19 protein-coding genes are annotated in these 24,550 nt (G+C 67.1%); 6 read left to right on the forward strand and 13 right to left on the reverse strand.

Going from position 1 to position 24,550, the window contains the following annotated elements; all coding sequences use genetic code 11:
• Nucleotides 1-67: 67 nt before the first annotated feature.
• A complete protein-coding gene (locus tag AC1MFL_RS19340; protein WP_479815580.1) occupies nt 68-1,780 on the reverse strand; it encodes an ABC transporter ATP-binding protein in 1,713 nt (570 codons plus the stop codon).
• A gap of 189 nt (nt 1,781-1,969) precedes the next feature.
• Nucleotides 1,970-2,746 (reverse strand): trans-aconitate 2-methyltransferase, encoded by a 777-nt coding sequence (locus AC1MFL_RS19345; RefSeq protein WP_479812097.1) that lies wholly within the window; start codon nt 2,744-2,746, stop codon nt 1,970-1,972.
• Between the two features lie 130 nt (nt 2,747-2,876).
• Between AC1MFL_RS19345 and AC1MFL_RS19350 the strand changes: the two genes are divergently transcribed.
• From AC1MFL_RS19350 to AC1MFL_RS19360, 3 genes are all read left to right on the forward strand, one after another.
• The gene (locus AC1MFL_RS19350; protein ID WP_479812099.1) at nt 2,877-5,423 is read left to right on the forward strand and encodes a DEAD/DEAH box helicase; all 2,547 of its coding nucleotides are present in this window, start codon (nt 2,877-2,879) and stop codon (nt 5,421-5,423) included.
• Between the two features lie 55 nt (nt 5,424-5,478).
• A complete protein-coding gene (locus AC1MFL_RS19355) occupies nt 5,479-5,979 on the forward strand; it encodes an N-acetyltransferase family protein (protein WP_479812101.1) in 501 nt (166 codons plus the stop codon).
• A gap of 109 nt (nt 5,980-6,088) precedes the next feature.
• Nucleotides 6,089-7,360 (forward strand): alpha/beta fold hydrolase, encoded by a 1,272-nt coding sequence (locus AC1MFL_RS19360; RefSeq protein WP_479815582.1) that lies wholly within the window; start codon nt 6,089-6,091, stop codon nt 7,358-7,360.
• Nucleotides 7,361-7,437: 77 nt separating this feature from the next.
• Here the strand turns inward: AC1MFL_RS19360 and AC1MFL_RS19365 are convergent, their stop codons facing one another.
• The 4 genes from AC1MFL_RS19365 to coaE all read right to left on the reverse strand — a co-directional run bounded on the left by AC1MFL_RS19365 (nt 7,438) and on the right by coaE (nt 13,490).
• Nucleotides 7,438-8,769, reverse strand: a complete 1,332-nt coding sequence (locus AC1MFL_RS19365) for an MFS transporter (protein WP_479812103.1) — start codon at nt 8,767-8,769, stop codon at nt 7,438-7,440.
• Nucleotides 8,770-8,866: 97 nt separating this feature from the next.
• A complete protein-coding gene (locus AC1MFL_RS19370) occupies nt 8,867-9,895 on the reverse strand; it encodes a TerC family protein (protein WP_479812105.1) in 1,029 nt (342 codons plus the stop codon).
• A gap of 177 nt (nt 9,896-10,072) precedes the next feature.
• Complete coding sequence (uvrB, locus tag AC1MFL_RS19375) at nt 10,073-12,154, reverse strand: excinuclease ABC subunit UvrB (RefSeq protein ID WP_479812107.1); 2,082 nt, start codon at nt 12,152-12,154, stop codon at nt 10,073-10,075.
• Between the two features lie 40 nt (nt 12,155-12,194).
• On the reverse strand, nt 12,195-13,490 hold the full coding sequence (coaE, locus tag AC1MFL_RS19380) for a dephospho-CoA kinase (RefSeq protein ID WP_479812109.1): 1,296 nt from the start codon (nt 13,488-13,490) through the stop codon (nt 12,195-12,197).
• Between the two features lie 22 nt (nt 13,491-13,512).
• Between coaE and AC1MFL_RS19385 the strand changes: the two genes are divergently transcribed.
• The gene (locus AC1MFL_RS19385) at nt 13,513-14,214 is read left to right on the forward strand and encodes an IMPACT family protein (RefSeq protein ID WP_479812111.1); all 702 of its coding nucleotides are present in this window, start codon (nt 13,513-13,515) and stop codon (nt 14,212-14,214) included.
• Nucleotides 14,198-14,722 (forward strand): GNAT family N-acetyltransferase, encoded by a 525-nt coding sequence (locus AC1MFL_RS19390; protein WP_479812113.1) that lies wholly within the window; start codon nt 14,198-14,200, stop codon nt 14,720-14,722. Before AC1MFL_RS19385 ends, AC1MFL_RS19390 begins: the two co-directional genes overlap by 17 nt.
• Nucleotides 14,723-14,935: 213 nt before the next feature.
• Here AC1MFL_RS19390 and AC1MFL_RS19395 read toward each other — a convergent pair whose 3' ends face one another.
• The 4 genes from AC1MFL_RS19395 to polA all read right to left on the reverse strand — a co-directional run bounded on the left by AC1MFL_RS19395 (nt 14,936) and on the right by polA (nt 21,530).
• On the reverse strand, nt 14,936-15,364 hold the full coding sequence (locus AC1MFL_RS19395; protein WP_479812115.1) for a VOC family protein: 429 nt from the start codon (nt 15,362-15,364) through the stop codon (nt 14,936-14,938).
• Between the two features lie 458 nt (nt 15,365-15,822).
• Nucleotides 15,823-17,304 carry a 30S ribosomal protein S1 gene (gene rpsA, locus AC1MFL_RS19400; RefSeq protein ID WP_024367487.1) on the reverse strand — a complete coding sequence of 494 codons (1,482 nt, stop codon included), beginning with the start codon at nt 17,302-17,304 and terminating at the stop codon, nt 15,823-15,825.
• Nucleotides 17,305-17,503: 199 nt separating this feature from the next.
• Nucleotides 17,504-18,793, reverse strand: coding sequence for a GNAT family N-acetyltransferase (locus tag AC1MFL_RS19405; protein ID WP_479812117.1), 1,290 nt, complete (start codon nt 18,791-18,793; stop codon nt 17,504-17,506).
• A 76-nt stretch (nt 18,794-18,869) separates the two neighbouring features.
• Complete coding sequence (gene polA / locus AC1MFL_RS19410; RefSeq protein WP_479815584.1) at nt 18,870-21,530, reverse strand: DNA polymerase I; 2,661 nt, start codon at nt 21,528-21,530, stop codon at nt 18,870-18,872.
• A 226-nt stretch (nt 21,531-21,756) separates the two neighbouring features.
• On the opposite strand from polA, the gene AC1MFL_RS19415 reads away from it, so the two are divergent.
• Entirely contained in the window at nt 21,757-22,221 is a 465-nt protein-coding gene (locus tag AC1MFL_RS19415; RefSeq protein ID WP_479812119.1) for a hotdog fold thioesterase, read from the forward strand.
• A gap of 35 nt (nt 22,222-22,256) precedes the next feature.
• Here AC1MFL_RS19415 and AC1MFL_RS19420 read toward each other — a convergent pair whose 3' ends face one another.
• The 3 genes from AC1MFL_RS19420 to AC1MFL_RS19430 form a co-directional block, all read right to left on the reverse strand.
• The gene (locus AC1MFL_RS19420) at nt 22,257-22,808 is read right to left on the reverse strand and encodes a dihydrofolate reductase family protein (protein WP_479812121.1); all 552 of its coding nucleotides are present in this window, start codon (nt 22,806-22,808) and stop codon (nt 22,257-22,259) included.
• A gap of 83 nt (nt 22,809-22,891) precedes the next feature.
• Complete coding sequence (locus AC1MFL_RS19425) at nt 22,892-23,113, reverse strand: hypothetical protein (RefSeq protein WP_479812123.1); 222 nt, start codon at nt 23,111-23,113, stop codon at nt 22,892-22,894.
• Entirely contained in the window at nt 23,110-24,435 is a 1,326-nt protein-coding gene (locus tag AC1MFL_RS19430; RefSeq protein WP_479812125.1) for an inorganic phosphate transporter, read from the reverse strand. Before AC1MFL_RS19430 ends, AC1MFL_RS19425 begins: the two co-directional genes overlap by 4 nt.
• Between the last annotated feature and the right edge of the window lie 115 nt (nt 24,436-24,550).

The following is a 24,550-nucleotide window of genomic DNA, read 5'->3' on the forward strand; positions in this document are numbered from 1 at the left end:
CTGGCATCGCGCTCGCTGGGGGCGGTGGGGGCGGCGTCGGTCCCGGTTTCGACCGACTGTTCCGGGGTCACAGGGTCTCCTCCAGCACAAGCTGGGAGGCAGCGATCTCCCGGTAGCCGGGCGATGACGCCATCAGTTGCTGGTGTGTCCCCTGCGCCACGATCCGGCCCCCTTCAAGGAGCAGGATCAGCCCGGCGTCCACAATCGTGGCGATCCGTTCAGCGACGATCAGGACCGTCGCGGCACGCAGCAGCGGCCGCATCGCCTCCCGGAGCCGGTAGTCGGTGCCGTAGTCCAGCGCCGAGAAACTGTCATCGAAGAGGTATACGGGCGCCTCTCGGAGCAGGGCGCGCGCGATGCACAGGCGCTGCCGCTGGCCACCGGAAAAATTCGTGCCGCCCTGGTTCACCGGCGCTTCCAGCCCCTGCGGCAGTTTCCGCACAAAATCCGCAGCCTGCGCGCTGGCCAGGACGCGCCAGAGCTCGTGGTCCGTCGCCGCGGGCGCCGCCATCCTCAGGTTCTCGGCGAGCGTCCCGGAGAACAAATAGGAATGCTGGGGAACGACGGCGACCAGGCTCCGCAACGCGTCCAGGGGCAGCCGGCGCACGTCGCAGCCGCCAACCCTGATCTCGCCGTCGGTGGCCGACAGGAAACGTGGCAGCAGGTTCAGCAGAGTGGTCTTGCCGCTGCCGGTGGCGCCAATGACCGCGGTCACCGTCCCGGGAACGGCCGTGAAGCTGATGTTGTCGAGGACCGGGGACTCGGCGCCCGGGTACGCGAAGGAGACGTTCCGGAACTCTACGGCGTTGCCCTCGGGCGTGGCGCCGCCCGGACCGTCCGTAATCCCGGGCGCCGTGTCGAGGACGGCCTGGATCCGCTCCGCACAGGCGGCGGCGCGGGGCGCGGTCATAAAGACGTACATCGCCATCATGATCGCGATCAGGATCTGCAGGATGTAGGCGATGAACGCCGTCAATGCACCCAGCCGCATTTGCCCGGACTGGATCCGGTGCCCGCCGAACCAGACCACACCAACAGAGGACAGGTTAACGACCAGCATGATCAGCGGCATCATGCCGGCGACCAGCAGCGCGGACCGCAGGTTGTTCTGCGTCAGGGCCCTGTTGACCCCCTGGAAGCGGCGGATTTCGTGCCCCTGGCGGACAAAGCCGCGAATGACGTTGGCGCCAATGATCTGCTCACGCAACACCCGGCTAACCCGGTCGATGAGCTCCTGGCCCTGCCGGTAGAGCGGAACGAGGCGGCGCACGATCAGGAACATGATGACCGCCAGCACCGGAATCACAGCGACCACGATGGCCGACAATGCGACGTCCTGCTGCAGGGCCAGCACGATGCCGCCGACGAAGATGGCGGGTGCGGCGACCAGCATCGTGAACACGAGGACCGCAAGGTTCTGGATCTGCGCGACGTCGTTGGTGGCCCGGGTAACCAGGCTGGCAGCGCCGAACGCGCCGACTTCCTGCGAGGACATGGACTGCACTTTGGCAAACATCTCCTCGCGCAGCTGCCGGCCGACCTCCATGGCCACCACCGCGCCCAGGTACCCGGCGGCGGCCGCAGCCGCGACCTGCACCACGGCGATCGCGGCCATCCAGGACCCCAGATTCAGAATCTGCGGGACGTTGCCGCCAACGATCCCGTCGTCGATGATGGCCGCGTTCAGCGTGGGGAGGAGGAGGTTGGCCGTGGTCTGCACGAGCTGCAGGACAACGATGGCCAGTACGGTCCCTTTGTGGGCGGCCAACTGCCGGCCCATCAGGCCAATAAGCACCAAACCTCCATCGCTGGACCAGGGCGTGGATCCAGGTTCGTCAAAGACAGCCGCCCCCACGCTGCTCCGTCATTGTAAGCACGATCACACACTGCTTCGTTGTCATGCGGTGTCCGGCCTGCCTGCCGGTCCTGCTGCCGGCTTGCCGCCGGTCCGGAGGTGCCGGCCGCCGGGTCATTCCCGCTTGCGGGCCACGGCGAAGATCCGGCGGAACGGGAACACGGTGCCATGCGGGCCGGCCGGGTAGGCCTCGGCGAGCAGCGGCGAGTATTCGGCTTCAAAATCCCGGGCGTCCTCGGCGGACAGGGCGGCGAGCACCGGCCGGAGTCCCGTGCCGCGGACCCAGTCCAGCACGGGGTTCGTGCCGGGGAGGAGCTGATAGTACGTGCTCTCCCACGCGTCCGCGTCGCAGCCGGCGTCGAGCATGATGTCCAGATAGTCCTCCGGCCCGCCCACGTCGTCGTGGCGCAGCACGCCGGCGAGCCGGCCGGCCCACGCCCCGGACTCCGTGAGGCCGCGCATCAGCGTGTGCGAGGGGGCGTTGAAGTTCCCGGGCACCTGCAGGGCGAACCAGGCGCCGGGTTTGAGCGCGGCAAGCCAGTTCTTCAGCATGTCCCGGTGGCCGGGAACCCACTGCAGGGCCGCGTTGGTCACCACGACGTCGGTGTCCTCCGACGGCATCCAGTGGGCGATGTCCGCCTGGCCGAAGGCGAGATTGGGCAGCCCGTCAGTATGGACAGCGGACCGGGCCAGCATCTCCGCGGAGGAATCCAGGCCCGTGATCTCCGCCCCGGGCCAGCGCTCCGCAAGCGTGGCTGTCAGGTTCCCGGGGCCGCAGCCAAGATCGACGACATGCCGGGGAGCGTCCGCATGGACCCGGGCCGTCAGGTCAAAGTACGGCCTGTCCCGGTAGTCGCCGAACTCCACGTACTTGGCGGCATCCCATTCCACTGCTGTCCTCCAGTCACCGGCAAACGATGCGAGGTACGAAGCCTAACCCCGAACGGAACCACGGCGCAGGGGGCCGGCGCCCCTACCGCCCCGGCGCCGGCGCCAGCTCCGGCCACTAAGCTGGTGAGCAATGAAACTTGTAGATCAGCTCCCCGCCCCGGCCGCCCGGGTCCCCAGCCGCGCCGGACTCGACCCGGACGAGCTCTACACCCGCTTCGTCGAGTGGACGGAAACCCGCGGGCTGGCCCTGTACACCGCCCAGGACGAGGCCATCATGGAGCTTGCCTCCGGCGCCAACGTGATCCTGGCGACCCCCACCGGTTCCGGCAAATCCCTGGTTGCCATCGCCTTGCACTTCCAGGCCATGGCGCGCGGACAGCGCAGTTACTACACCGCCCCCATCAAGGCGCTCGTCTCGGAGAAGTTCTTCGCCCTGTGCGAGATCTTCGGCGCCGAGAACGTCGGCATGATCACCGGCGATTCCGGCGTCAACCAGGACGCCCCCATCATCTGCTGCACTGCGGAGATCCTGGCCAACATCGCACTCCGCGAGGGTGCCGCCGCAGAACTCGGCGCCGTAATCATGGACGAGTTCCACTTCTACTCCGACCCGCAACGCGGCTGGGCCTGGCAGGTCCCCCTGCTGGAGCTCCCGCAGGCGCAGTTCCTGCTGATGTCCGCCACGCTCGGCGACGTCAGCCGGTTCGAAGCCGGCATCACCGCGCTGACCGGCCGCCCGACGACGACCGTCAGTTCGGCGGAGCGGCCCATCCCGCTGCACTACTACTACGAGCAGACGCCGGTGCACGAGACGCTGGAGGAACTCCTCGCCACCAAGCAGGTTCCCGTCTACGTGGTGCACTTCAGCCAGGTCGAGGCAATTGACCGGGCCCAGAACCTGATGAGCATCAACGTCTGCACCCGCGAGGAGAAGGACAAAATTGCCGAGCTGATCGCCGGGTTCCGCTTCGCGGCCGGCTTCGGCAAGACCCTCAACCGGCTGGTCCGGCACGGCATCGGTGTGCACCACGCCGGCATGCTGCCCAAATACCGCCGGCTGGTGGAACAGCTCGCCCAGGCCGGGCTGCTCAAGGTCATCTGCGGGACCGACACGCTCGGTGTGGGCATCAACGTCCCCATCCGCACCGTGCTGTTCACCGCGCTGAGCAAGTACGACGGCGTCCGCACCCGGCTGCTGAACTCCCGCGAATTCCACCAGATCGCCGGACGTGCCGGACGGGCCGGCTACGACACCGCCGGCACTGTCGTGGTGCAGGCCCCGGAGCACGTCACCGAGAACGTCAAGGCGATGGCCAAGGCCACGGCCAAGTTCGGCGACGACCAGAAGAAGCTCCGCCAGGTGGTCAAGAAGAAGCCGCCCGAGGGCTTCGTGTCCTGGGGCGAACCGACATACAAGCGCCTTGTGGAATCCGTCCCGGATCCGCTCACGTCCAGCTTCACCGTCACCCACGCGATGCTGATGAACCTGATGGAACGGCCGGGCGATCCGTTCAAGGCCGCCCGCCGGCTGCTCACCGAAAACCATGAGCCGCGTTCATCCCAGCTGCAGCTGATGAAGCGGGCCCTGGGCATCTACCGCGAGCTGCTGGCCGCCGGCGTCGTGGAACGGATCCCGCTTGAGGAGCAGGGCGGGGACGGCCGCACGGTCCGCCTGACGGTCCATCTGCAGGCCAACTTCGCCCTGAACCAGCCGCTGTCCCCCTTCGCACTCGCGGCGCTGGAGCTACTGGATCCGGAGTCGCCGTCGTACGCCCTGGACGTGGTGTCCGTGATTGAGTCCACGCTGGAAAAGCCGCGGCAGATCCTCTCAGCGCAGCAAAAGAAGGCGCGCGGTGACGCGATCGCCGCGATGAAGGCCGACGGCATCGAGTACGACCAGCGCATGGCCATGCTGGAGGAGGTCACCTACCCGCAGCCGCTCGCGGAAATCCTCGGGGAGGCCTTCGATGTCTACCGCCGGGCCGCGCCGTGGATCGGCGATTTCGAGCTGGCGCCCAAGTCCGTGGTCCGGGATATGTACGAACGGGCGATGAACTTCGGGGAGTTCGTCCAGTTCTACGGACTGGCGCGCTCGGAGGGCATCGTGCTGCGCTACCTTGCGGACGGCTTCAAGGCGCTGCGGCAGACCGTCCCGCAGGACGCCCTCCGGGAGGACCTCGAGGACCTCATCGCGTGGCTCGGCGAACTGGTCCGCCAGGTCGACTCCAGCCTGCTCGATGAGTGGGAGGAGCTCACCTCCGGTAAGGCCCCGACGCCGCACGACGCTCCCCCGCCCCCGCCGCCGTCCCTGACCTCCAACGTCCGCGCCTTCCGGGTGATGGTCCGCAATGAGATGTTCCGGCGGGTGGAACTCTTCGCGGACGAGGACGCCGCCGCCCTCGGCGAGCTTGATGCCGGATCCGGCTGGGATTCCGAGCGCTGGGAGGACATGCTGGATGACTACTTCGACGAACACAACGACATCGGCACCGGGCCGGACGCCCGCGGCCCGGGCCTGCTCATCATCACTGAGGAGCCCGGGACGTGGAAGGTCCGGCAGATCTTCGAGGACCCTGCCGGCAACCACGACTGGGGCATCTCCGCCGAGGTGGACCTCGCGGCATCCGACGAGACCGGCACCGCCGTCGTGCGGGTGACGGACGTCAACCGGCTCTAGGCCTGCCGGCAACCTCGGTCCGGCAGCCCCCGACCGCCCCGGGTAAACTCGGACCATGAGCGTAATCCGGCCCGCGACGGCGAACGACGTCCCCGCAATCCTGCAGATGATCCATGACCTGGCAAGCTACGAGAGGGAACCGGATGCCGTCCGGAACACCCCCGGGATGCTCACCGAGGCCCTGTTTGGCGAGAACCCGCGGGTGTTCGCGGCGATGGCCGAAAACGACGACGGGGACGTCCGGGGCTTCGCCCTCTGGTTCCTGAACTATTCCACCTGGGAGGGCGTCCACGGCATTTACCTGGAGGACCTCTACGTCCGGCCCGAGGCCCGCGGCGAAGGCCACGGCAAGGCCCTCCTGCAGCACCTGGCCGCCACCGCCGTCGACCGCGGCTACGCCCGCGTCGAATGGAGCGTGCTGGACTGGAACGAGCCCTCCATCAATTTCTACCGGAGGCTCGGCGCCGCTCCGATGGACGGTTGGTCCACCTTCCGGCTCACCGGCGAGGCGCTGGAAGCCTTTGGCGCCGACCGCAAGGCCCAGGCCCGTGGCTGACCGGCCCGTGGCGGACCGGCCCGTGATCGGGTCTGGCGCCGCGGATCTGCTGGAGGCTGCGCGGCCCGCGGTCCCCCACACCATCAAGGCCCGGTACGAATACCGCGGAATGCGCACCGCGGAACACTACTTCGAGGTGCCGCTGGACCACTTCGGTGGCGGGCCGGCCGGCGAGACCATCACCGTCTTTGCCCGCGAATACGTCTCTGCCGAGCACAGCGCGGAAGAAGCGGCCCAGCTCCCGTGGCTGCTCTACCTCCAGGGCGGCCCAGGCGGGCGCGGCAACCGTCTCCCGGCGCTCGGCGGCTGGAGCAAAGCCGCCGCGAGGGACTTCCGCATCCTCATGCTCGACCAGCGCGGCACCGGCCTCTCGTCCCCTATCGACCGCAACACACTGCCGCTGCGCGGGACCGAGGCCGACCAGGCGGACTACCTGGCGCATTTCCGGGCGGATTCGATCGTCGCCGACGCCGAGGCGCTCCGGCTGGCCCTGGGCTCCGGGCCGTGGACAATCTACGGCCAGAGCTACGGCGGCTTCTGTGCGCTCAGCTACCTCTCCTTCGCCCCCGAGGGCCTGCGTGAGGCCCTGATCACCGGCGGCCTCGCTCCGCTCTCGGGGCCGGCGGACCGGGTCTACCAGTCCACGTTCCGCCGGGTGGCGGCGCGCAACGCCGAATACTTCGGACGGTATCCCGATGACCGGGTGGCGGTCACCCGGATCGCCCGGCACCTCCGCGGTACGGAGGAATTCCTGCCCGACGGAGAACGGCTCACCGTGGAACGCTTCCAGATGGTCGGGTCCTTCCTGGGCGGAAATACCAGGGTGGATGCCCTGCACCACCTGCTGGAGGATGCCTTCGTTGCCACACCCGGCGGCGACCGCCTTTCGGACGCCTTCCTTGACCAGGTCCGCGGACTGGTGTCCAGGTCCGCCAACCCGCTCTACGCGGTGATGCACGAATCCATCTACGGCCAGGGCGAGTCCACGGACTGGGCCGCGTGGCGGGTGCTGCAGGACTTCCCGGAGTTCTCCCCGGACGCCCCTGAGCCGCTGCTCACCGGCGAAATGGTCTACCCCTGGTACTTCGAGCAGGATCCCGCCCTCCGGCCGCTGCGGAACGTTGCCCGGCTCCTCGCCGAAAAGGACGACTGGGCCCCGCTCTACGATCCCGACCGGCTCGCGCGCAACACCGTGCCGGTGGCCGCCGCCGTGTACAGCGAGGACATCTACGTCGACCGCGATCTCTCGCTCGAGACGGCCGCGGCCGTCCGCGGCCTGCAGGTCTGGGAGTCGGCGGACTTCCACCATGACGGCATCGCGGACGACGGGGAGGGCATCTTCTCCCGTCTCCTGGGCTTGACGCGCTCCGTCCGGGACTGAACCGTACTGAAAGAGCGGGACGGCCCGGGCCCCGGGCTACTGCGCCAGGGTCCCCGCTGATGCGCTGCGGCCCTGGGCTACGGCGCCAGGGTGCCCGCTGATGCGCTGGGGCCCTGCGCGGCGGCGCGGAGGGCGACGGCGAACACCACAGCCGCGACGGCAGCGGCCGCCAGATTGAGGCCCTGGTAGCCGGCACCGGCCATCACCACTCCGGAGAACCCGGCGCCGACCGCGCCGGCGACCCCCATCATGGTGTCCGAGACGCCCTGGACAAGGACGCGGTCCTCGCCGCTGACGCTTTCGGCGAGCAGGGTGGAACCGGCGATGGTGGCCGCGGACCAGCCCAGCCCGAGCAGCACCAGGCCGGCCGTCACCAGGACCGGCTGGGCCTGGCCGAAACCGGCCACGAGGACCGACAGCAGGATCAGGCCGTGGCCCAGCAGGATGACCGGGAGCCGGCCGGCCTTGTCCGTCAGCCAGCCCATGACCGGTGAGAGCGCGTACATCCCGGCGATATGCAGCGAGATGGTGAATCCGATCAGGACCAGCACGTCGGTGCTGGCGGCGTGGGCGTGGCCGGCCGGCATGCCGGCCGGGGGCCCCTCGCTCAGCAGTTGCAGGTGCAGGGGCGTCATCGACATCACCGCGGCCATGCAGCCGTGCGCTGCGATGACGGCAAGGAGGGCCAGCGCGGCCCGCGGTGAGGCGCGGATGGCCCGCATGCCGTGACGGAGGCCGTGCCGCCCGCGCGTCCTGCTGGTGCCTGTGGCCGCGGCTGGGGTGGCCGCTGCGGCACTGCCTCCGGCGGCGGGCTGCTGCCCCCCGCCGGTGCGGAGCCGGGCGGCCAGCAGCAGCGGATCCGGGCGTAGGCCGATGAGCAGCAGCAAAGCGGCCGTTGCCAGCCCCGCCGTCGAGAAGACAAAGGGTCCGGCCAGCGCCGGCAGGCCGAGGGCCTCCCCGACCAGGGCGCCGGGGCGGATCAGGTTCGGGCCGGCGACAGCGCCGATGGTCACGGCCCACACCACGATCGCCAGGGAACGGCCGCGGTGTTCCGGTTCGGCGAGGTCGACGGCGGCGAAGCGGGCCTGCAGGTTGGCGGCCGTGCCGAGTCCCAGCAGGGCTGCGGCGAGCAGCAGGACCGGGAAGCTGCCCGTGACCGTGGCGACGATCACCAGCAGGGCCCCGGCCATGGCGGAGAGCAGACCCGTGATGAGGGAGGCCCGCCGGCCATGCCGTCCGGCGAGCCCGGCGAGGGGCAGGGCTGCCGCCGCGGCTCCGAGGGTCATGGTGGTGGTGACTGAGCCGGCCCAGGCGTTCGAGCCGGAGAGCTGGACCGCCAGCAGGGACCCGACGGACAGGCTGGCCCCGCCGCCACCCCGCTGAGCAGCTGGGCCGTACTCAGCACCCAAACGGTACGGCGCTGGACCCGTTGCGGGTCCAGCGCCGTACCGTGTACTGCTGCAGCGTCAAATATTTTCACGGTCCGAGCCTAGCCGAACCGTGAGGCTACTCGGCGTCGCTCAGGCTCTTGCGGGAGTCCTCTTCCAGCCGCGCGTCCAGCTTCGACTGCGAGGACTTGGAGCTGATCAGGCTCGCGATGACGGCGATGATGATGGTGCCGATGATCACCCCGAGGGAGACGTACGTCGGGATCTCGGGCGCCCACTCGATGTGCTGGCCGCCGTTGATGAAGGGCAGCTCGTTGACGTGCATGGCGTGCAGGACCAGCTTCACGCCGATGAACGCCAGGATCACCGAGAGTGCGTGCTTCAGGTAGATCAGGCGTGTCATCAGTCCGCCGAGCAGGAAGTAGAGCTGCCGCAGGCCCATCAGGGCGAAAATGTTGGCGGTGAAAACGATGAAGGCGCTCTGGGTCAGGCCGAAGATGGCCGGGATCGAGTCCACCGCGAAGAGCAGGTCCGTGAGCCCGATGGTCACGAAGACGATCAGCATGGGGGTGAAGACCTTCTTGCCGTCGACGACGGTGCGCAGCTTGCCGCCGTCGAACTTCTCCGACATGGGCAGGACCTTGCGGATCCGGGCGATGAGCGGATTTTCCTTGTCCTCTTCATCCTCACCGTCGTCCTGGGCCTGCTTCCAGGCGGTCCAGAGCAGGAAGACGCCGAAGATGTAGAAGACCCAGCTGAACTGTTCGATCACGATGGCGCCGAGCAGGATGAAGATGCCGCGGAGGATCAGCGCGATGATGATGCCGACCATCAGCACTTCCTGCTGGTACTTACGGGGTACCGAGAAGCGGGCCATGATGATGATGAAGACGAACAGGTTGTCGATGCTGAGGCTGTATTCCGTGACCCAGCCGGCGATGAACTGGCCGCCGTACTCAGGGCCGGTGAAGGCGAACATGGCTCCGGCGAAGAGCAGGGCGAGGGCAATGTAGAAGGACACCCACAGGCCGGCTTCCTTCATGGAGGGCTCGTGCGGACGTTTTAGGACCAGCAGCAGGTCAATGGCCAGGATGATGCCGAGAACGACAAAGGAGCCGATCTCGAACCAGACGGGAAGTTCGGGCACGAAGGTTCCTTTCGCAGGGTGTGACTCATCGGTGTAAGTCTCTCCGACTGGCCCGCATGTCCGGTACAACGTACCTGGTACTGCGTGGCTGCCCGCTACGCCCGGCAGGGCATCTGTGCCATACGTGTTGACGATCGTAGCGCTTGGGATACTCCCCTACGTCTGACCCACATTACCCTAGGCGTGTCCGGCGGCCTGCATCTGGCGCAGTTCCTTCTTCAGCTCCCCCACCTCGTCACGCAGCCGCGCGGCGAGTTCGAACTGGAGCTCCCCGGCGGCGGCGTGCATCTGTTCGGTGAGCTGCTCGATCAGGCCCACGAGGTCCTCGGCGGGTGCCGCCGCCAGGCCGTCCGCCCGCACCTTGGTGGCGCCCTTGCCCTTGCCGCGTGCCTTGCCGGCGTTGGCGAGGAGTTCGCGGGTGTCGGCGTCCTCCTTGGCGATCTGGTCGGTGATGTCGGCGATCTTCTTCCGCAGCGGCTGCGGGTCGATCCCATGCTTGGTGTTGTAGGCCACCTGGATCTCGCGGCGCCGGTTGGTCTCGTCGATGGCCTTGGCCATCGAATCGGTGATCCGGTCCGCGTACATGTGGACCTCGCCGGAGACGTTGCGGGCGGCACGGCCGACCGTCTGGATCAGCGAGGTCGCAGAGCGCAGGAAGCCTTCCTTGTCCGCATCCAGGATGCTCACCAGCGACACCTCGGGCAGGTCCAGGCCTTCGCGGAGCAGGTTGATGCCCACCAGCACGTCGAAGACACCCATCCGGAGCTCGCGGAGCAGCTCCACCCGGCGCAGGGTGTCCACGTCCGAGTGCAGGTATTCGACCTTCACTCCGTGGCCCAGCAGGTAGTCGGTGAGGTCCTCGGCCATCCGCTTGGTCAGGGTGGTGACCAGGACGCGCTCGTTCTTTGCCGTGCGGGTCTTGATTTCCCCGAGCAGGTCATCGATCTGGCCCTTGGTGGGCTTGACGACGATCTCGGGGTCGATCAGTCCGGTGGGCCGGATGATCTGCTGCACGAACCCGTCAGCCTTGCCGAGCTCATACTTGCCCGGCGTGGCGGAGAGGTAGACGGTCTGGCCCACGCGGTCCTGGAACTCGTCCCACTTCAGCGGCCGGTTGTCCATGGCGGAGGGCAGCCGGAAGCCGTGGTCCACGAGGTTCCGCTTCCGGGACATGTCGCCCTCGTACATTGCGCCGATCTGCGGCACGGTGACGTGCGATTCGTCGATCACCAAGAGGAAGTCGTCCGGGAAGTAGTCGATGAGGCAGTGCGGTGCGGTTCCGCGGGCGCGGCCGTCGATGTGGCTGGAGTAGTTCTCGATGCCGTTGCAGAAGCCCATCTGCTGCATCATTTCGAGGTCGTAGGTGGTGCGCATCCGCAGGCGCTGCGCCTCCACCAACTTGTTCTGGCTCTCCAGGACCTGGAGCCGCTCGGCGAGCTCGTCCTCGATCCGCTTGATCGCCCGGCCCATGCGTTCCGGACCGGCCACGTAGTGCGAGGCCGGGAAAACGTACATCTCGGTCTCATCCCGGATGATTTCCCCGGTGAGCGGGTGCAGGGTGTAGATGTTCTCGATCTCGTCGCCGAAGAACTCGATCCGGATCGCCAGCTCCTCGTACATGGGGATAATTTCCACGGTGTCGCCGCGGACCCGGAACGTGCCGCGGTGGAAGTCCATGTCGTTGCGGGAGTACTGCATGGAAACGAATTTCCGGAGCAGATCATCGCGGTTCATCTGGGCGCCCTTGCGGAGCGTCACCATGCCGGCGATGTACTCTTCCGGGGTGCCCAGGCCATAGATGCAGGACACGGTGGCGACCACGATCACGTCCCGGCGCGTCAGCAGCGCGTTGGTGGCGGAGTGCCGGAGCCGTTCGACTTCCTCGTTGACGGAGGAGTCCTTCTCTATGAAGGTGTCAGTCTGCGCCACGTAGGCTTCGGGCTGGTAGTAGTCATAGTAGGAGACGAAGTACTCGACGGCGTTGTTCGGGAGCAGCTCGCGGAATTCATTGACGAGCTGCGCGGCAAGGGTCTTGTTCTGCACCATCACCAGGGTGGGCCGCTGGACCTGTTCGATCAGCCACGCCGTCGTCGCGCTCTTACCGGTGCCGGTGGCGCCGAGCAGCACCACATCCTTCTCGCCATTCTTGATGCGTTCGGTCAGTTCAGCGATCGCAGCCGGCTGGTCGCCGGCCGGCTGGAACTCGCTGATGACCTCGAAGGGCGCCACGACACGGTTGATCTGCTGGGCAAGGCTCATGTATCTAATCTACCGCCGGGCTCCGACAGGATGTCCTGATTCAGCTTTGGGCAGTACCCGGACCGTTACCGTGCGGGCCCGCTGCCGCGTCTGGGACCGCCTCCGGCCCCCGCTCCGGCGCGGGGGTGATGTACGGCGGCGGCTGCCAGCCCGTGCGCCGCGCCCACCCGTCCATCCGAGGCGCGGCGTAGTTGGCGAACCAGCCTTCCTTGTCGGCGGCGTAGCCGGCGGTGGATTTGTCCACGCCGTGCCGTTTGGCGGCGCGGCGCTTCTCGGCCAGGTAGTCGGCGCGGGCGGCCGCGTCGTCCCGCAGCCAGTCGCGGAAGCACAGCGCGAACCGCCAGCCCGGGGATCCCACCGCGCGGACATGGACGTTGACAGCCCGCCCGGGGTCCGCATTGCCGTGCATCCGTTTCCGCCAGTCCGCCGGGTCCGGGTGGGAGGGCTTGGGGTTGTCGGAGGTGATCCCGGGCCAGCCGGGGAAACCGGCGTCGGCGAGCAGCGGCGCGATCCGTTCCGCCGCGGCCATGTCCTCCACGCCGAGCTGGAGGTCGAGCACGTCCTTGGCATCGAGCCCGGGGACGGCCGTGGACCCGACATGGTCCAGGGCCAGGATGTCCTGCGCGGCGGCTACGCGCAGCCGCGCCATCAGCCGGCCGGCCTGTGCGGGCCAGTCCGGGTTGGCGGGCGTGAGCACCGGGCCGCCGGTGCGCGGTGCGAGGCGGCGCCTGGCCAGGTTCCCGGCGAATGGCACCAGCCGGAACTTCCAGAGCCGGTCCACCGCGTCCTGGAGTTCGGCCTTTGACCCCGAGTTGTCCAGGACGACGTCGGCCGCGGCCAGCCGGTCCTCCCGCGTAGCCTGGGCGGCCATCCTGGCCCGGGCTTCCTCAACGGTCAGGTGCCGGTGCTGCACCATGCGCTGCACCCGGACATCGTCAGGGGCGTCCACCACCACGACCAGATGGAAATTGGCGCCCTGGCCGGTCTCGACCAGCAACGGAATGTCCTGGACCACGACGGCGCCCTTCGGCGCGGCGGCGGCCAGTGCGGCGGCGCGTTCCCGCACGAGGGGATGGATGATGCCGTTGAGCACTGCGAGGCGTTCCGGGTTGCCAAAGACGAGGCCGCCCAGCTTGGGCCGGTCCAGGCCGCCGTCGGGAGCCAGGACGGCATTGCTGAAGGCCGCGACGACCCTGGCAAGTCCCGGCGTTCCGGGTTCCACGACCTCTCGGGCCAGCGCGTCGGCGTCGATTACCACCGCCCCGAGTTCGCGCAGGCGCGCGGCAGCCACTGACTTGCCCGAGGCGATGCCGCCCGTCAACCCGATTTTCAGCACCACACCAGACTAAACTGATCCGGTGGCTGATGATGCGGTTTTCCCGGAGAGCAGGGCCACCGTTTACACCACGCTGGCGGCTGGCCGGCAGTTCCGCCACGAGATCGAAGTGAAGCGCTCCCGCTTCATCACCGTGCTGCACCGCACCGCCGATGAGGACAGCGCCCGGTCGGTCCTCGCCGGGCTGCGTAAGGAATTCCACGACGCCCGGCATCATTGCTCCGCCTTCGTGCTCGGCCCGGACCGCGATGTGCAGCGCTCCAGCGACGACGGCGAGCCTTCCGGCACGGCAGGCCTCCCGATGCTGGACGCGCTGCTGAAGCGTGAAACCGCGCCCGGCGTGACGGACCTGAGCGACGTGACCGCCGTCGTCGTGCGCTATTTCGGCGGAATCCTTCTCGGCGCCGGCGGACTCGTCCGGGCCTATTCCGAATCCGTGTCCGCCGCCCTTGACCGGGCCCCGCTGGTGCAGCGCCGCCGGCTGCGGATCTGCACGGTGACGGTGCCGCACACGGCGGCCGGACGGCTGGAGAACGACCTGCGCGCCGCGGGATATGTGATGGCCGAAACCAGTTATGAGGCGCAGACTACTGTCCTGAGGCTTGCGCTGCCGGATGACCGGGCGGACCTGGCCCGCGCGGCGGAACGGCTCGCCGCGCTGTCAGCAGGAACCGCCGAATTGCTGCCTGGAGAAACGGAGTGGATCGATGTCCCCCTCGGCTGAGCCTTCCCCCGCCGCCGTCCGCCTCCTCGACGTCTCCGACGCTGTCCTGGAGCAGCTCCTGACCGTGGCGATCCAGGACGCCGACGCCGACGAGGTGACGCCTCCGCTGGGCAGCGCCGCCGGCTGGAATTCGGAACGGATCAGCTGGTTCCGCGAATACCACCACGCGGCGGCAGGGCTCGACGGCCCCGCGCGGCAAAAAAGCTGGGCCATCAGCGCCGACGGGGAACTCGCGGGATCGATCAGGCTCAAGCGGACCGGGGCCGACTCGCTGGAAACCGGGATCTGGCTGGGCCGCGGCTTCCGCGGCCGCGGCATCGCCCGGGCCGCCCTTGGTCTCGTGATCGACCAGGCGGCCGCAACAGGCGCCGAAGTGCTGGAGGCCGACACCACCGCCGGGAATGCCGCGGCGCTGGCCCTCCTGCGCTCAGCCGGGGCCGAGCTCGTGGAGGGCGAAGCGGCCGGCGACGCCACAGTCCCGGTCAAGGCCAGGATCCGGCTGCGCTGACATCCGCGCTCGTGCACACCGCCCGGCTCCCCCACCGGACATGCCCCGCCCTGGTCATAGCGGTTGGACATAATCCCATTGTGCCCATCGGCCGGACCCACGGCTGGACATGTCCATGACCCGGCCGTGCAGCGAAGGGCAGCATCCGACTCAGGATTGCGTCGGAACCCGGTCCTTCCCCGCGATGACCGGGTCAGCCCGGCTGCCCCGACGCTATTGCGCTATCTCCCAGATGTGGCCGCCTGGGTCGCGGAAACTGGCCGTTCGGATCCCCCACGGCCGGTCCATCGGACCGTTCAGGAGCTCGACGCCGCGGCTCGCCAGTTCGGCGCACATGGCGTCGACGTTGTCGACCTCGATGGTGAACTGCATCCGGGATCCAGCCTCGGGGGCCGCCACGATGGCGGGTCCGACTAGTTCCGGAGCCTCGGACGATTTCAACAGATTGATCATGGTGTTCGCGAACTTGAAAACGGCCGAATCATCGTCCTCGAAGGCTACCGGCAGGCCGAACACATCGTGGTAGAAGCGCTTGGCAAGAGGCAGATCCTCGACAAACAAGGTGATGGCGCCGATACCCCTCGGCCAAGGCCCGATGCCTGCTGAGTCAGCCGCTTGAGGACTTCCCGAAATCTCAACCATGAGCGCTCCCCCTAGTGTGTTCCGTACAGTCAACCTGCCCAGTTTGAACGCGAAGCCAGGGCCACGTCAATGATTCCAGTTGCCAGATGCCCGAGGCGCCGGCCGGCATGCCCAGTCCCCGGAATTGCTGTTGGACATAATGCCACGATGCCCAGGGACCGCGGCCAGGACTGGGCATGTCCACCCGGCGCCACGGTCTCCGCGGCTGGAGCATGCCCCGCCGTCGTGCCTACGGTTGGACATAATGCCCATATGTCCAGTGGCCTGCCCGGGGACTGGGCATGTCCCCCTGGCCGGGCGCCCGGCACCGGGCATGTCCCCCCGTGATGAGCGCCCGCGGGGCATGTCCCGGAAACGAAAAAGTGGCCGCCCCCGCAGGGACGGCCACCTTCACGGTGTTACTTCAAGCTACCAACTGCCAAGCCCCGGGGAGCGGACTCCCCGGGATCCGTGGGCAATTAGTTGCCGGTCAGCTTCTCGCGCAGTGCTGCAAGAGCCTCGTCGGAAGCGAGCGTGCCGCCACCGGTGTTGGACTCGGCTGCAGCCGGCTCAGAGGAGTAGCTGGTGGTGCCGGAGTCGCTCTCGCCGGACGTTGCAGCTGCAGCGTCGTCGGCAGCGTGCTGGGCAACCTGCTTCTTGTGGGCTTCCCAGCGGGTCTGGGCGTCAGCGTACTGCTGCTCCCAGGCGGCGCGCTGCGTCTCGTAGCCTTCAAGCCACTCGTTGGACTCCGGATCGAAGCCCTCCGGGTACTTGTAGTTGCCCTCTTCGTCGTACTCAGCGGCCATGCCGTAGAGAGCCGGATCGAATTCGGTGGACTCGGCGTCGACGCCCTCGTTGGCCTGCTTGAGGGACAGCGAGATGCGGCGGCGTTCGAGGTCGATGTCGATGACCTTGACGAACAGCTCATCCCCTACGGAGACAACCTGCTCGGCCAGCTCAACGTGGCGCACGGCGAGCTCGGAGATGTGGACCAGGCCTTCGATGCCGTCTTCAACGCGAACGAACGCGCCGAACGGAACCAGCTTGGTGACCTTACCCGGAACAACCTGCCCGAGGGCGTGGGTGCGGGCGAAGGTCTGCCACGGATCTTCCTGCGTAGCCTTGAGCGACAGGGACACACGCTCGCGGTCCAGGTCGACCTCGAGAACCTCGACGGTGACTTCCTGGCCAACTTCGACAACCTCGGACGGGTGGTCGATGTGCTTCCAGGACAGCTCGGAAACGTGAACGAGGCCGTCTACGCCGCCCAGGTCCACGAAGGCACCGAAGTTGACGATGGAGGAAACGACGCCGGGACGGACCTGGCCCTTTTCCAGCTTGTTGAGGAACGTGGAGCGGACCTCGGACTGGGTCTGCTCGAGCCATGCACGGCGGGACAGCACAACGTTGTTGCGGTTCTTGTCCAGCTCGATGATTTTGGCTTCGATCTTCTGACCGATGTACGGAGCAAGGTCGCGCACACGGCGCATCTCGACGAGGGATGCGGGCAGGAAGCCGCGCAGACCGATGTCGAGGATAAGACCACCCTTGACAACCTCGATGACGGTACCGGTGACGACACCGTCTTCTTCCTTGACCTTCTCGATGTCGCCCCAGGCACGCTCGTACTGAGCGCGCTTCTTGGAGAGGATCAGGCGGCCTTCTTTGTCTTCCTTGGTGAGCACCAGGGCTTCGACGAGATCGCCAACGGAGACGACGTCTCCGGGATCAACATCGTGCTTGATGGACAGCTCGCGGGAGGGAATGACACCTTCGGTCTTGTAACCGATGTCGAGCAGAACTTCATCGCGGTCGACCTTGACGACGGTACCTTCGACGAGGTCTCCGTCGTTGAAGTACTTGATGGTGGCGTCGACTGCTGCGAGGAAGTCCTCAGCGGTACCGATGTCGTTAATTGCGACTACGGGGGTACCGGGCTTCTCGGTGGAGGTGATGGTCATGTAGTAGGGGCTCCGTTGTGGATAGTTAGTCGGTCAGGCAAACCGCTGCGCCCGCGTCGGCGACACGGGCACAGAACACGGCATATCGCCGGGTCATCCTGATTTGTGGATTGTAGATGCGCGCACGTAGTACACGCCCGCTTAGTCTAGTCGTATACGTGAACGCGGGTCAAAGCGCAACGGGTTGGTTGGGACCCGTTTAGAAGTGCGTCAGGCAGTGCGGTGCACGTTCGACGGCGAACATGAGTCGCGCCGTCAGCGCCGCCCCGGGCGAGTGCTCGGTTATCCGGCCGGCGGCTGCCAGCGTCACCGGGCAGACAGCGCCCAGATAGACGGACCCGAGTTCCGCGACGCCGAGGGAAAGCTCCGGAACGGCGCCGTCCGGAGCAGCCGAAACCCGTGCCTCGCCGCCGGTGACGGTCAGCGTGAACGTGCCGTCCGCGAAGCCCAAGGCATCGGTGACGCGCAGGAGCAGGCTGCCGTCGGAGGAGTAACGCCTCGCACCGAGGGCCTTGGGCGTGTCAAGGATGCGGAGCCAGAGCATGTCCCTGTTCTCGGAGGACTCGATGCAGCGCGGGTCCTCAAGGGCCCATGCCAGCGGATCATCGATGGGCGCTTCGGCCCAGGTGACGCGCTGGATCAGGTCGAGGCTGCCAAGGAACTGCCAGAGGTCCAGGTAGCCGGAATCGGTTGCCGCCACGAGGTCGATGACTTCCATGGTGTGGGGTTTGGTGTCCCAGCCGGAGAACTTGTAGGCCACATAGCCGTCGATGCTTCCGTCGGCGCCGTAGTGCAGGGCGCACCTGACCGATTCGTCCTCCGGGCCGTCCTGGCCGAGGGTTCCCGAGCTGCGCTGCCGGTAGGCATCCTGCCGCACGATTGAGCCCGGGGTGACGCGGTGCACGCGTTCGAACACCCGCGGGGCCAGTTCCAGCAGGACTTTCCGGTCGGCGATCTCCACCGGGCCGGCCGGCGTGTGCCGCAGCCGGAACCGCGGCCCGGTGTCGACCTTGATGCTGCGTTCGAAGGTTGCGACGCCAAAGCCGAAGCGGCCGTAGATAGACGCTTCCGAGGCCGTCAGCGCCGCGATGGCCAGGCCGTCGGCTTTGGACGCGGCGAGGTCCTCTGTCATCATTCGGCGCAGGATGCCCTGCCGGCGGTGGGTTCCGCGGACGGTCACGGCGGTGATCAGCTGTGCTTCGAGCTGACGGCCGTAGCCGATGTTGAGGTCCTTGCGCAGGGTCCCGAAGGTCGCCACCGGGATCTCCGCCGGGAGGGAGCGGTCCGCCACGGCGCCGGTCTGGTAGACCCCGGTCATCTCGCGGTTGTCCACCCGGTACATGGTCATGACCTTGTCGACGAACTCTTCCTTGTGCCGCTCGTCGTAGAACCCGACGCCGACGCCACGCAGCCAGTCCGCCCCCAGCGCGTAGCCGGGTTCGCCTTTGTCGGCCGCGCGGAACCGACGGATCTCATACTTCCCTGCCATGTAGTTCTCCCCCTAGAAATCCTGACAGCGCCCAACGACTAAGCGCGGAGCGACACACGCCCAACGATGCAGGGCGTCAGTGCCCTGCTTCGTACCAGCTCGAGCCGATGCCGATCTGCACGTCCAGCGGAACGGTCAGCTGCGCCGCCGAGCCCATCTGTTCCGTCACCAGCTGCTCCACGGCTTCCCGCTCCCCGTGCGCCACTTCGAGGACCAGTTCATCATGGACCTGCAGCAGCATGCGCGATTTCAGTCCCTGTTCGGCCAGAGCGCCGGAAACTCCGAGCATGGCGCGTTTGATGATGTCCGCGGCGGAACCCTGGATCGGCGAGTTCAACGCCACCCGTTCCGCGATTTCCCGGAGCTGGCGGTCGGTGCTGGTCAGGTCCGGGAGGTAGCGGCGCCGCCCCTCGATCGTGGCGGTGTAGCCGTCGATCCGTGCCTGTTCCACCACGCCGCGAAGGTAGTCGCGGACCGCGCCGAAACGCTCGAAGTACTCCTTCATCAGCGTCCGGGCCTCGTCCACGGAGATTTCGAGCTGTTTGGACAGGCCGAAGGACGTCAGCCCGTAGGCCAGGCCATAGGACATCGCCTTAACCTTGGACCGCATCGCACTCGTCACCTCGGCCGGGGGCACGTGGAAAATGTGCGATCCGACGAAGCGGTGCAGGTCCTCGCCCTCCTGGTACGCCTGGATCAGACCGGGGTCGCCGGAAAGGTGCGCCATGATCCGCATTTCGATCTGCGAATAGTCCGCCGAGAGCAGGCAGTCGTAGCCCTCGCTCACCACGAAGATGCTGCGGACCCGCCGGCCTTCCTCGCTGCGGATCGGGATGTTCTGCAGGTTCGGGTTGTTCGAGGAGATACGCCCGGTGGCGGCGACATTCTGGGCGTAGGTGGTGTGGATCCGGCCGTCCTCGGCGACGGACTTCTTCAGTGATTCGATCATCTGCCGCAGCTTCGCGGATTCACGGTGCGCCATGAGCTGGACCAGGAACTCGTGGCCGGTCTTCTCCAGCAGCGTCTTCAGCGAGGCGGCGTCCGTGGTGTAGCCGGACTTGATCTTCTTGGTCTTGGGCAGCCCCAGTTCCTCAAAAAGCACGGTCTGCAGCTGCTTGGGCGAGCCAAGGTTCACTTCGTGGCCGATCGCGGCGAACGCGAGTTCCTGGGCGTTGTCGATCACCTTGGCGAGGTCGGCCAGCTGTTCGTTCATCCGCTCCATCGACACGCCGATGCCATCGAGTTCCATCCGGGCCAGCACCCGGCTGACCGGAAGCTCCAGGCTGGTCAGCAGCTCCTGCGCCTTCCGCACCCTCAGCTCCGTTTCGAAGTGGCGGCTCAGGGCAAACACGACGGCGGCCTGCTGCACGAGCGCGCCGGCGGAGGCGTCGTCCTCTCCCCCGAAGGAAAGCTCCAGCTGGCCCGTCTTCGCGGCCGCAGTGGAGATGCTCAGCTTCAGGTGGTGCTGCGCAAGCTCGGCAAGCTCGTAACTGCGCCGGTCCGGCTGGATCAGGTAGCCGGATATTGACGTGTCATCCACGACGCCGTCCAGGCCGAGGCCCCGGGCAGTGAAGGCCTTCAGGGCGGCTTTGAAACCGTGCGTCACCTTCGCCGCCTCCGGGTCCAGCAGCCAGCCGGCCAGCACGGCCTCAGCCTCGGCGTCCAGCACCGTGAGGTCGATGTACGCGGCTGCGTCGCCGCGGAGCACGGCAATGGCCGGGGCGTCGTCGGCAATCCGCCCGGGAGCGAAGTCCACGGCGAGGGCCGAGCGGTGGCCCTTGCCGGCGTCGAAGAAGGCCTTGAGTTCCGCCGCGTCGCTGAGGGCGGAGAAGTCGGGGACCTCGATGCTGTCCTGCCCGGCATCCTCGGAGTCGCCGGCGTAGAGCGCGAACAGCCGGGGGCGGAGCGTCTTGAACTCCAGCCGGTCAAAGATCTCCTCGATCGCGTCATTGTCCGGGCGCGGCTCCTCCAGCTCCTTGAGCGAGACGGGCAGCTCCAGATCCGTGAGAAGGCGGTTCAGCCGGCGGTTCCGCTTGACGGACTCGATGTGCTCCCGCAGTGCGCCGCCGACTTTGCCGCCGATCGAGTCAAGGTTCGCCAGGATGCCTTCCAGTCCCCCGTACTGGTTGATCCACTTCGCGGCGGTTTTGGGCCCGACGCCGGGCACACCGGGAAGGTTGTCCGCCGACTCCCCGACCAGGGCGGCGAGGTCGGAATACTGCGGGGGCGTCACGAAGTACTTGGTCTCGATGGCCGCGGCGTCCATCCGGGGGATGTTGCTCACGCCGGTCTTCGGGTAGAGCACGAAGACGTTGTCGGTAATGAGCTGGAAGGTGTCGCGGTCGCCGGAGACGAGCAGCACCTCGAAGCCCGCGGCTTCGCCCTGGGCTGCGAGGGTGGCAAGAATGTCGTCTGCTTCGAAGCCGGGCATGCTGATGGTCTTGATGCCCCAGGCTGTCATGACCTTTTCGATCAGGTCGATCTGCCCGCTGAATTCCCGGGGCGTCTCGTTCCGCCCGCCCTTGTAGCCGTCGTATTCGGCTTTCCGGAACGTCGTGTCGTCGGAGACGTCGAATGCCACGGCGACGTGGGTGGGCTTCTGCTCCTTGATCAGGTTGATCAGCATCGACGTGAAGCCGTGGACCGCGTTGGTGTGCTGGCCCGTCGACGTGGCGAAGTTCTCGGCGGGCAGGGCGTAGAAGGCCCGGAAGGCCATGGAGTGCCCGTCGAGCACCATCAGCCGGGGCTGGTCGGTGATCGGGATCACCGGCGCCTCGGTGGCGGAAACCTCCGCGACCGGGCGGCGGCGCTTCTTCGCGGGCTCCGCCACGAGGACCGGCGAGGCGTCCGTGGCCGGCGCGGTGCCAGCCGCGGTTCCGGGTGCGGTGTCTGCTGTTGTCTGCGTTGCTGAGGGGGAAAGGGCCGGTTTGGTAGTTTCGCTCACAGGTGCCAGCCTAGTTCCCATGATGGACAATTTCACGCCGGGCCCGTACGCGGCCGAACTGGCGGCTGCCGGGATTCCCGAGGAAATGCACGACTGGCTGGGGCGATACGGGGTGGGCGCCCTGGTGGTGAAGATGGGGATCCATTTCCTGGAGTTGGGTCCCGAGCGGACGGTGGGCACCATGCCGGTGGAAGGCAACACACAGGTGGCGGGTATTCTCCACGGCGGCGCCCATGTGGTCTTGGCCGAGACCCTCGGGTCCTTTGCCGCTGGAATGCACGCCGGTCCGAACCGCCAGGCACTGGGGATCGACGTCAGCGCGACGCATCACCGGGCCATCACCACGGGCACTGTCACCGGGACGTGCACGGCAATCCACCTCGGGCGGACCCTGACAACGCATGAGATCGTCATGACGGACGATAGCGGCCGCCGGCTGTCCACGGCCCGCATCACCAACCTGATCCGCGACATAACCGGGTAGGGGCATCACCTGGTAGGCACGACGCCGGGGATCGGCTACGCCGGATTGCGCCCGAAACGGTAGTGCAGCTCCACGATGCCCCGCCCCATGGTGTGCGAGGAGATCAACTCCAGGGGCGCCGTCGGCCGGGACAGGGGCAGGACCGCCTTGCCGCTGCCCAGCACGACGGGAATGATCGAGATGATGATCTCGTCCAGCATGGAGGCCTCGGCAAACTGGGCCGCGAGCACCCCGCCGCCGACGATCCAGACGTTCCGGTCTCCCGCTACGGCACGGAGGTCCTCGACGAATTCGGCCACGGGGCCGCGGACGAACGTCACGTCCGCGCCTTTGGGCGCCGAGTGCTCGTGGTGCGTGAACACCCAGCACGGCGTGGTGGGGTACGGCCAGTTGCCAGGCTCGTGCTTCCTCAGCCAGGCGTAGGTTTCGCCACCCATCACGATGCAGCCGACGTCCGCCATAAAGGCGTCGTAGCTTTCCTTGCCGCCGGCGAAGCCGTCGAACTGGAGCAACCAGTCCAGGTTGTCATCGGCGGTGGCGATGAATCCGTCCAGCGAGGACGCCACAAAATACTGGAAACCAGGCATGTCCCCCAGCCTAGCCACTCCGGGCCGCGGTGCCCATCCTGCGCGCCGGGCGGAGGCCCTGCAGGGGCGCGGAGCGGCGCCGGCTACTTGCTGAAGTAGGGAATGATCAGGTACAGCCCGAACATCACAGCGAGGCCGCACAAGGCGAAGCACACGACGGCGAGCGGCCGTACCCAGACCGGCTTTCGTTCACTGACGTCACCGGCAATCGCGGTCAGCCGGACGCCCAGGGAGTACAGGACCACGACGGTCACCGCCGCGACGAGCGTTGCGCCCGCCACTTGAACCAGTTCCAGCCACTTCATGAGAGTCCGTCTTTCTGATCGTCCTTGACGCCGGTGACAACCGGTTCGTGTTCAAAGTCGCTGAGGACCTGCTCATCTTTGACGTCGCTGAGGACCGGCTCGTCCTTGGCAACGCTGGCGGCCTGCTCGCTCTTGGCGCGGCTGGCGGCAACCGCTTTCTTCTTCTTCCGGAACTGCACGGCCTGGCCGGCCTCTTCGACTTCGACGGCGTTGTGGTGCCCGACTTTCGACTTCTTCGAGTGGAGGAACATGTACGTCACGGCAGCCGTGCCCGCTACGGCGGCGATGACCACGCCAACGACGCCGGTCTGCACCAGCATGGCGGTGAGCGCACCGACGACTCCGGCAGCGGGGAGGGTGAAGAGCCAGCCGAGCGCAATCCTTCCGGCCGTTCCCCACTGGACGGTGGTGCCGCGGCGGCCCATGCCCGAGCCGATCACGGAGCCCGAGGCCACCTGGGTGGTGGACAGTGCAAACCCCAGGTGCGAGGAGGCAAGGATGGCTGAGGCCGTGCTCGTTTCGGCCGCAAACCCCTGGGCGGGCTTAACATCGGTGAGCCCGGATCCCATGGTGCGGATGATCCTCCAGCCACCGGAGTAGGTTCCGATCGCGATGGCAAGCGCGCAGGTGGTGATGACCCAGACCTGCGGTCCGGAGCCGGGCTGCTGTAGGCCGGCGGAGATCAGCACGAGGGTGATGATGCCCATGGTCTTCTGTGCGTCGTTGGTGCCGTGGGCGAGGGCCACGAGGCTGGAGGTGAAGATCTGGCCGGTGCGGAAGCCGCCGCGCTTCTGCGTCAGCTTGCTACCGGATTCCGGATCGTGCCGGGAGGTCAGCGCGTATGCCAGCTTCGTGCACAGGTAAGCGACGCCGCCGGCGATGATCGGCGCGAAGACGGCGGGGAGGATGACCTTCTGGATGAGGCTTTCGAAGTTGATCGAGTGGATGCCGATACCTGCGATGGCGGCGCCGATCAGGCCGCCGAAGAGTGCGTGCGAAGAGCTCGACGGCAGGCCCTTGAGCCAGGTGATCATGTTCCAGAGGATGGCGCCCATCAGGCCCGCGAAGATGATCTCCGGGGTGATCTGGATCCCGTCCGATCCTTCCTTGATGATGCCGCTGGACACGGTTTTGGCCACTTCCGTGGAAAGGAACGCCCCCACCAGGTTCAGCACCGCCGCGAGGGCGACCGCCGTTTTGGGTTTGATCGCACCTGTGGCGATGGGGGTGGCCATCGCATTGGCCGTGTCATGAAATCCATTGGTGAAGTCAAAAAAAAGCGCCAGCGAAATTACTAGCGCCACCATGATGGTGATTTCCACCTGTTGCCCAATCTGAAGAGTCGACGGTCAGCAGTTTCGTTCCCCGTTGCCGGCAGCGTTGTTCCAGAATTCACGGGAAAAATGTGCGGCGTTCAGCAAAGTAGCCTGACATGTT

It is taken from the genome of Arthrobacter sp. BG3, assembly GCF_056680185.1.

Coding starts and splice junctions, on each gene's coding strand:
- AC1MFL_RS19415 (WP_479812119.1), top strand. CDS start 21,757: ATGATGGACAATTTCACGCCGGGCCCGTACGCGGCCGAACTGGCGGCT.
- AC1MFL_RS19355 (WP_479812101.1), top strand. CDS start 5,479: ATGAGCGTAATCCGGCCCGCGACGGCGAACGACGTCCCCGCAATCCTG.
- AC1MFL_RS19420 (WP_479812121.1), bottom strand. CDS start 22,808: ATGCCTGGTTTCCAGTATTTTGTGGCGTCCTCGCTGGACGGATTCATC.
- AC1MFL_RS19425 (WP_479812123.1), bottom strand. CDS start 23,113: ATGAAGTGGCTGGAACTGGTTCAAGTGGCGGGCGCAACGCTCGTCGCG.
- AC1MFL_RS19390 (WP_479812113.1), top strand. CDS start 14,198: ATGTCCCCCTCGGCTGAGCCTTCCCCCGCCGCCGTCCGCCTCCTCGAC.
- AC1MFL_RS19395 (WP_479812115.1), bottom strand. CDS start 15,364: ATGGTTGAGATTTCGGGAAGTCCTCAAGCGGCTGACTCAGCAGGCATC.
- AC1MFL_RS19360 (WP_479815582.1), top strand. CDS start 6,089: ATGCGCACCGCGGAACACTACTTCGAGGTGCCGCTGGACCACTTCGGT.
- AC1MFL_RS19350 (WP_479812099.1), top strand. CDS start 2,877: ATGAAACTTGTAGATCAGCTCCCCGCCCCGGCCGCCCGGGTCCCCAGC.
- polA (WP_479815584.1), bottom strand. CDS start 21,530: ATGGTGCTCGACGGGCACTCCATGGCCTTCCGGGCCTTCTACGCCCTG.
- AC1MFL_RS19405 (WP_479812117.1), bottom strand. CDS start 18,793: ATGGCAGGGAAGTATGAGATCCGTCGGTTCCGCGCGGCCGACAAAGGC.
- rpsA (WP_024367487.1), bottom strand. CDS start 17,304: ATGACCATCACCTCCACCGAGAAGCCCGGTACCCCCGTAGTCGCAATT.
- uvrB (WP_479812107.1), bottom strand. CDS start 12,154: ATGAGCCTTGCCCAGCAGATCAACCGTGTCGTGGCGCCCTTCGAGGTC.
- AC1MFL_RS19340 (WP_479815580.1), bottom strand. CDS start 1,780: ATGGGCCGGCAGTTGGCCGCCCACAAAGGGACCGTACTGGCCATCGTT.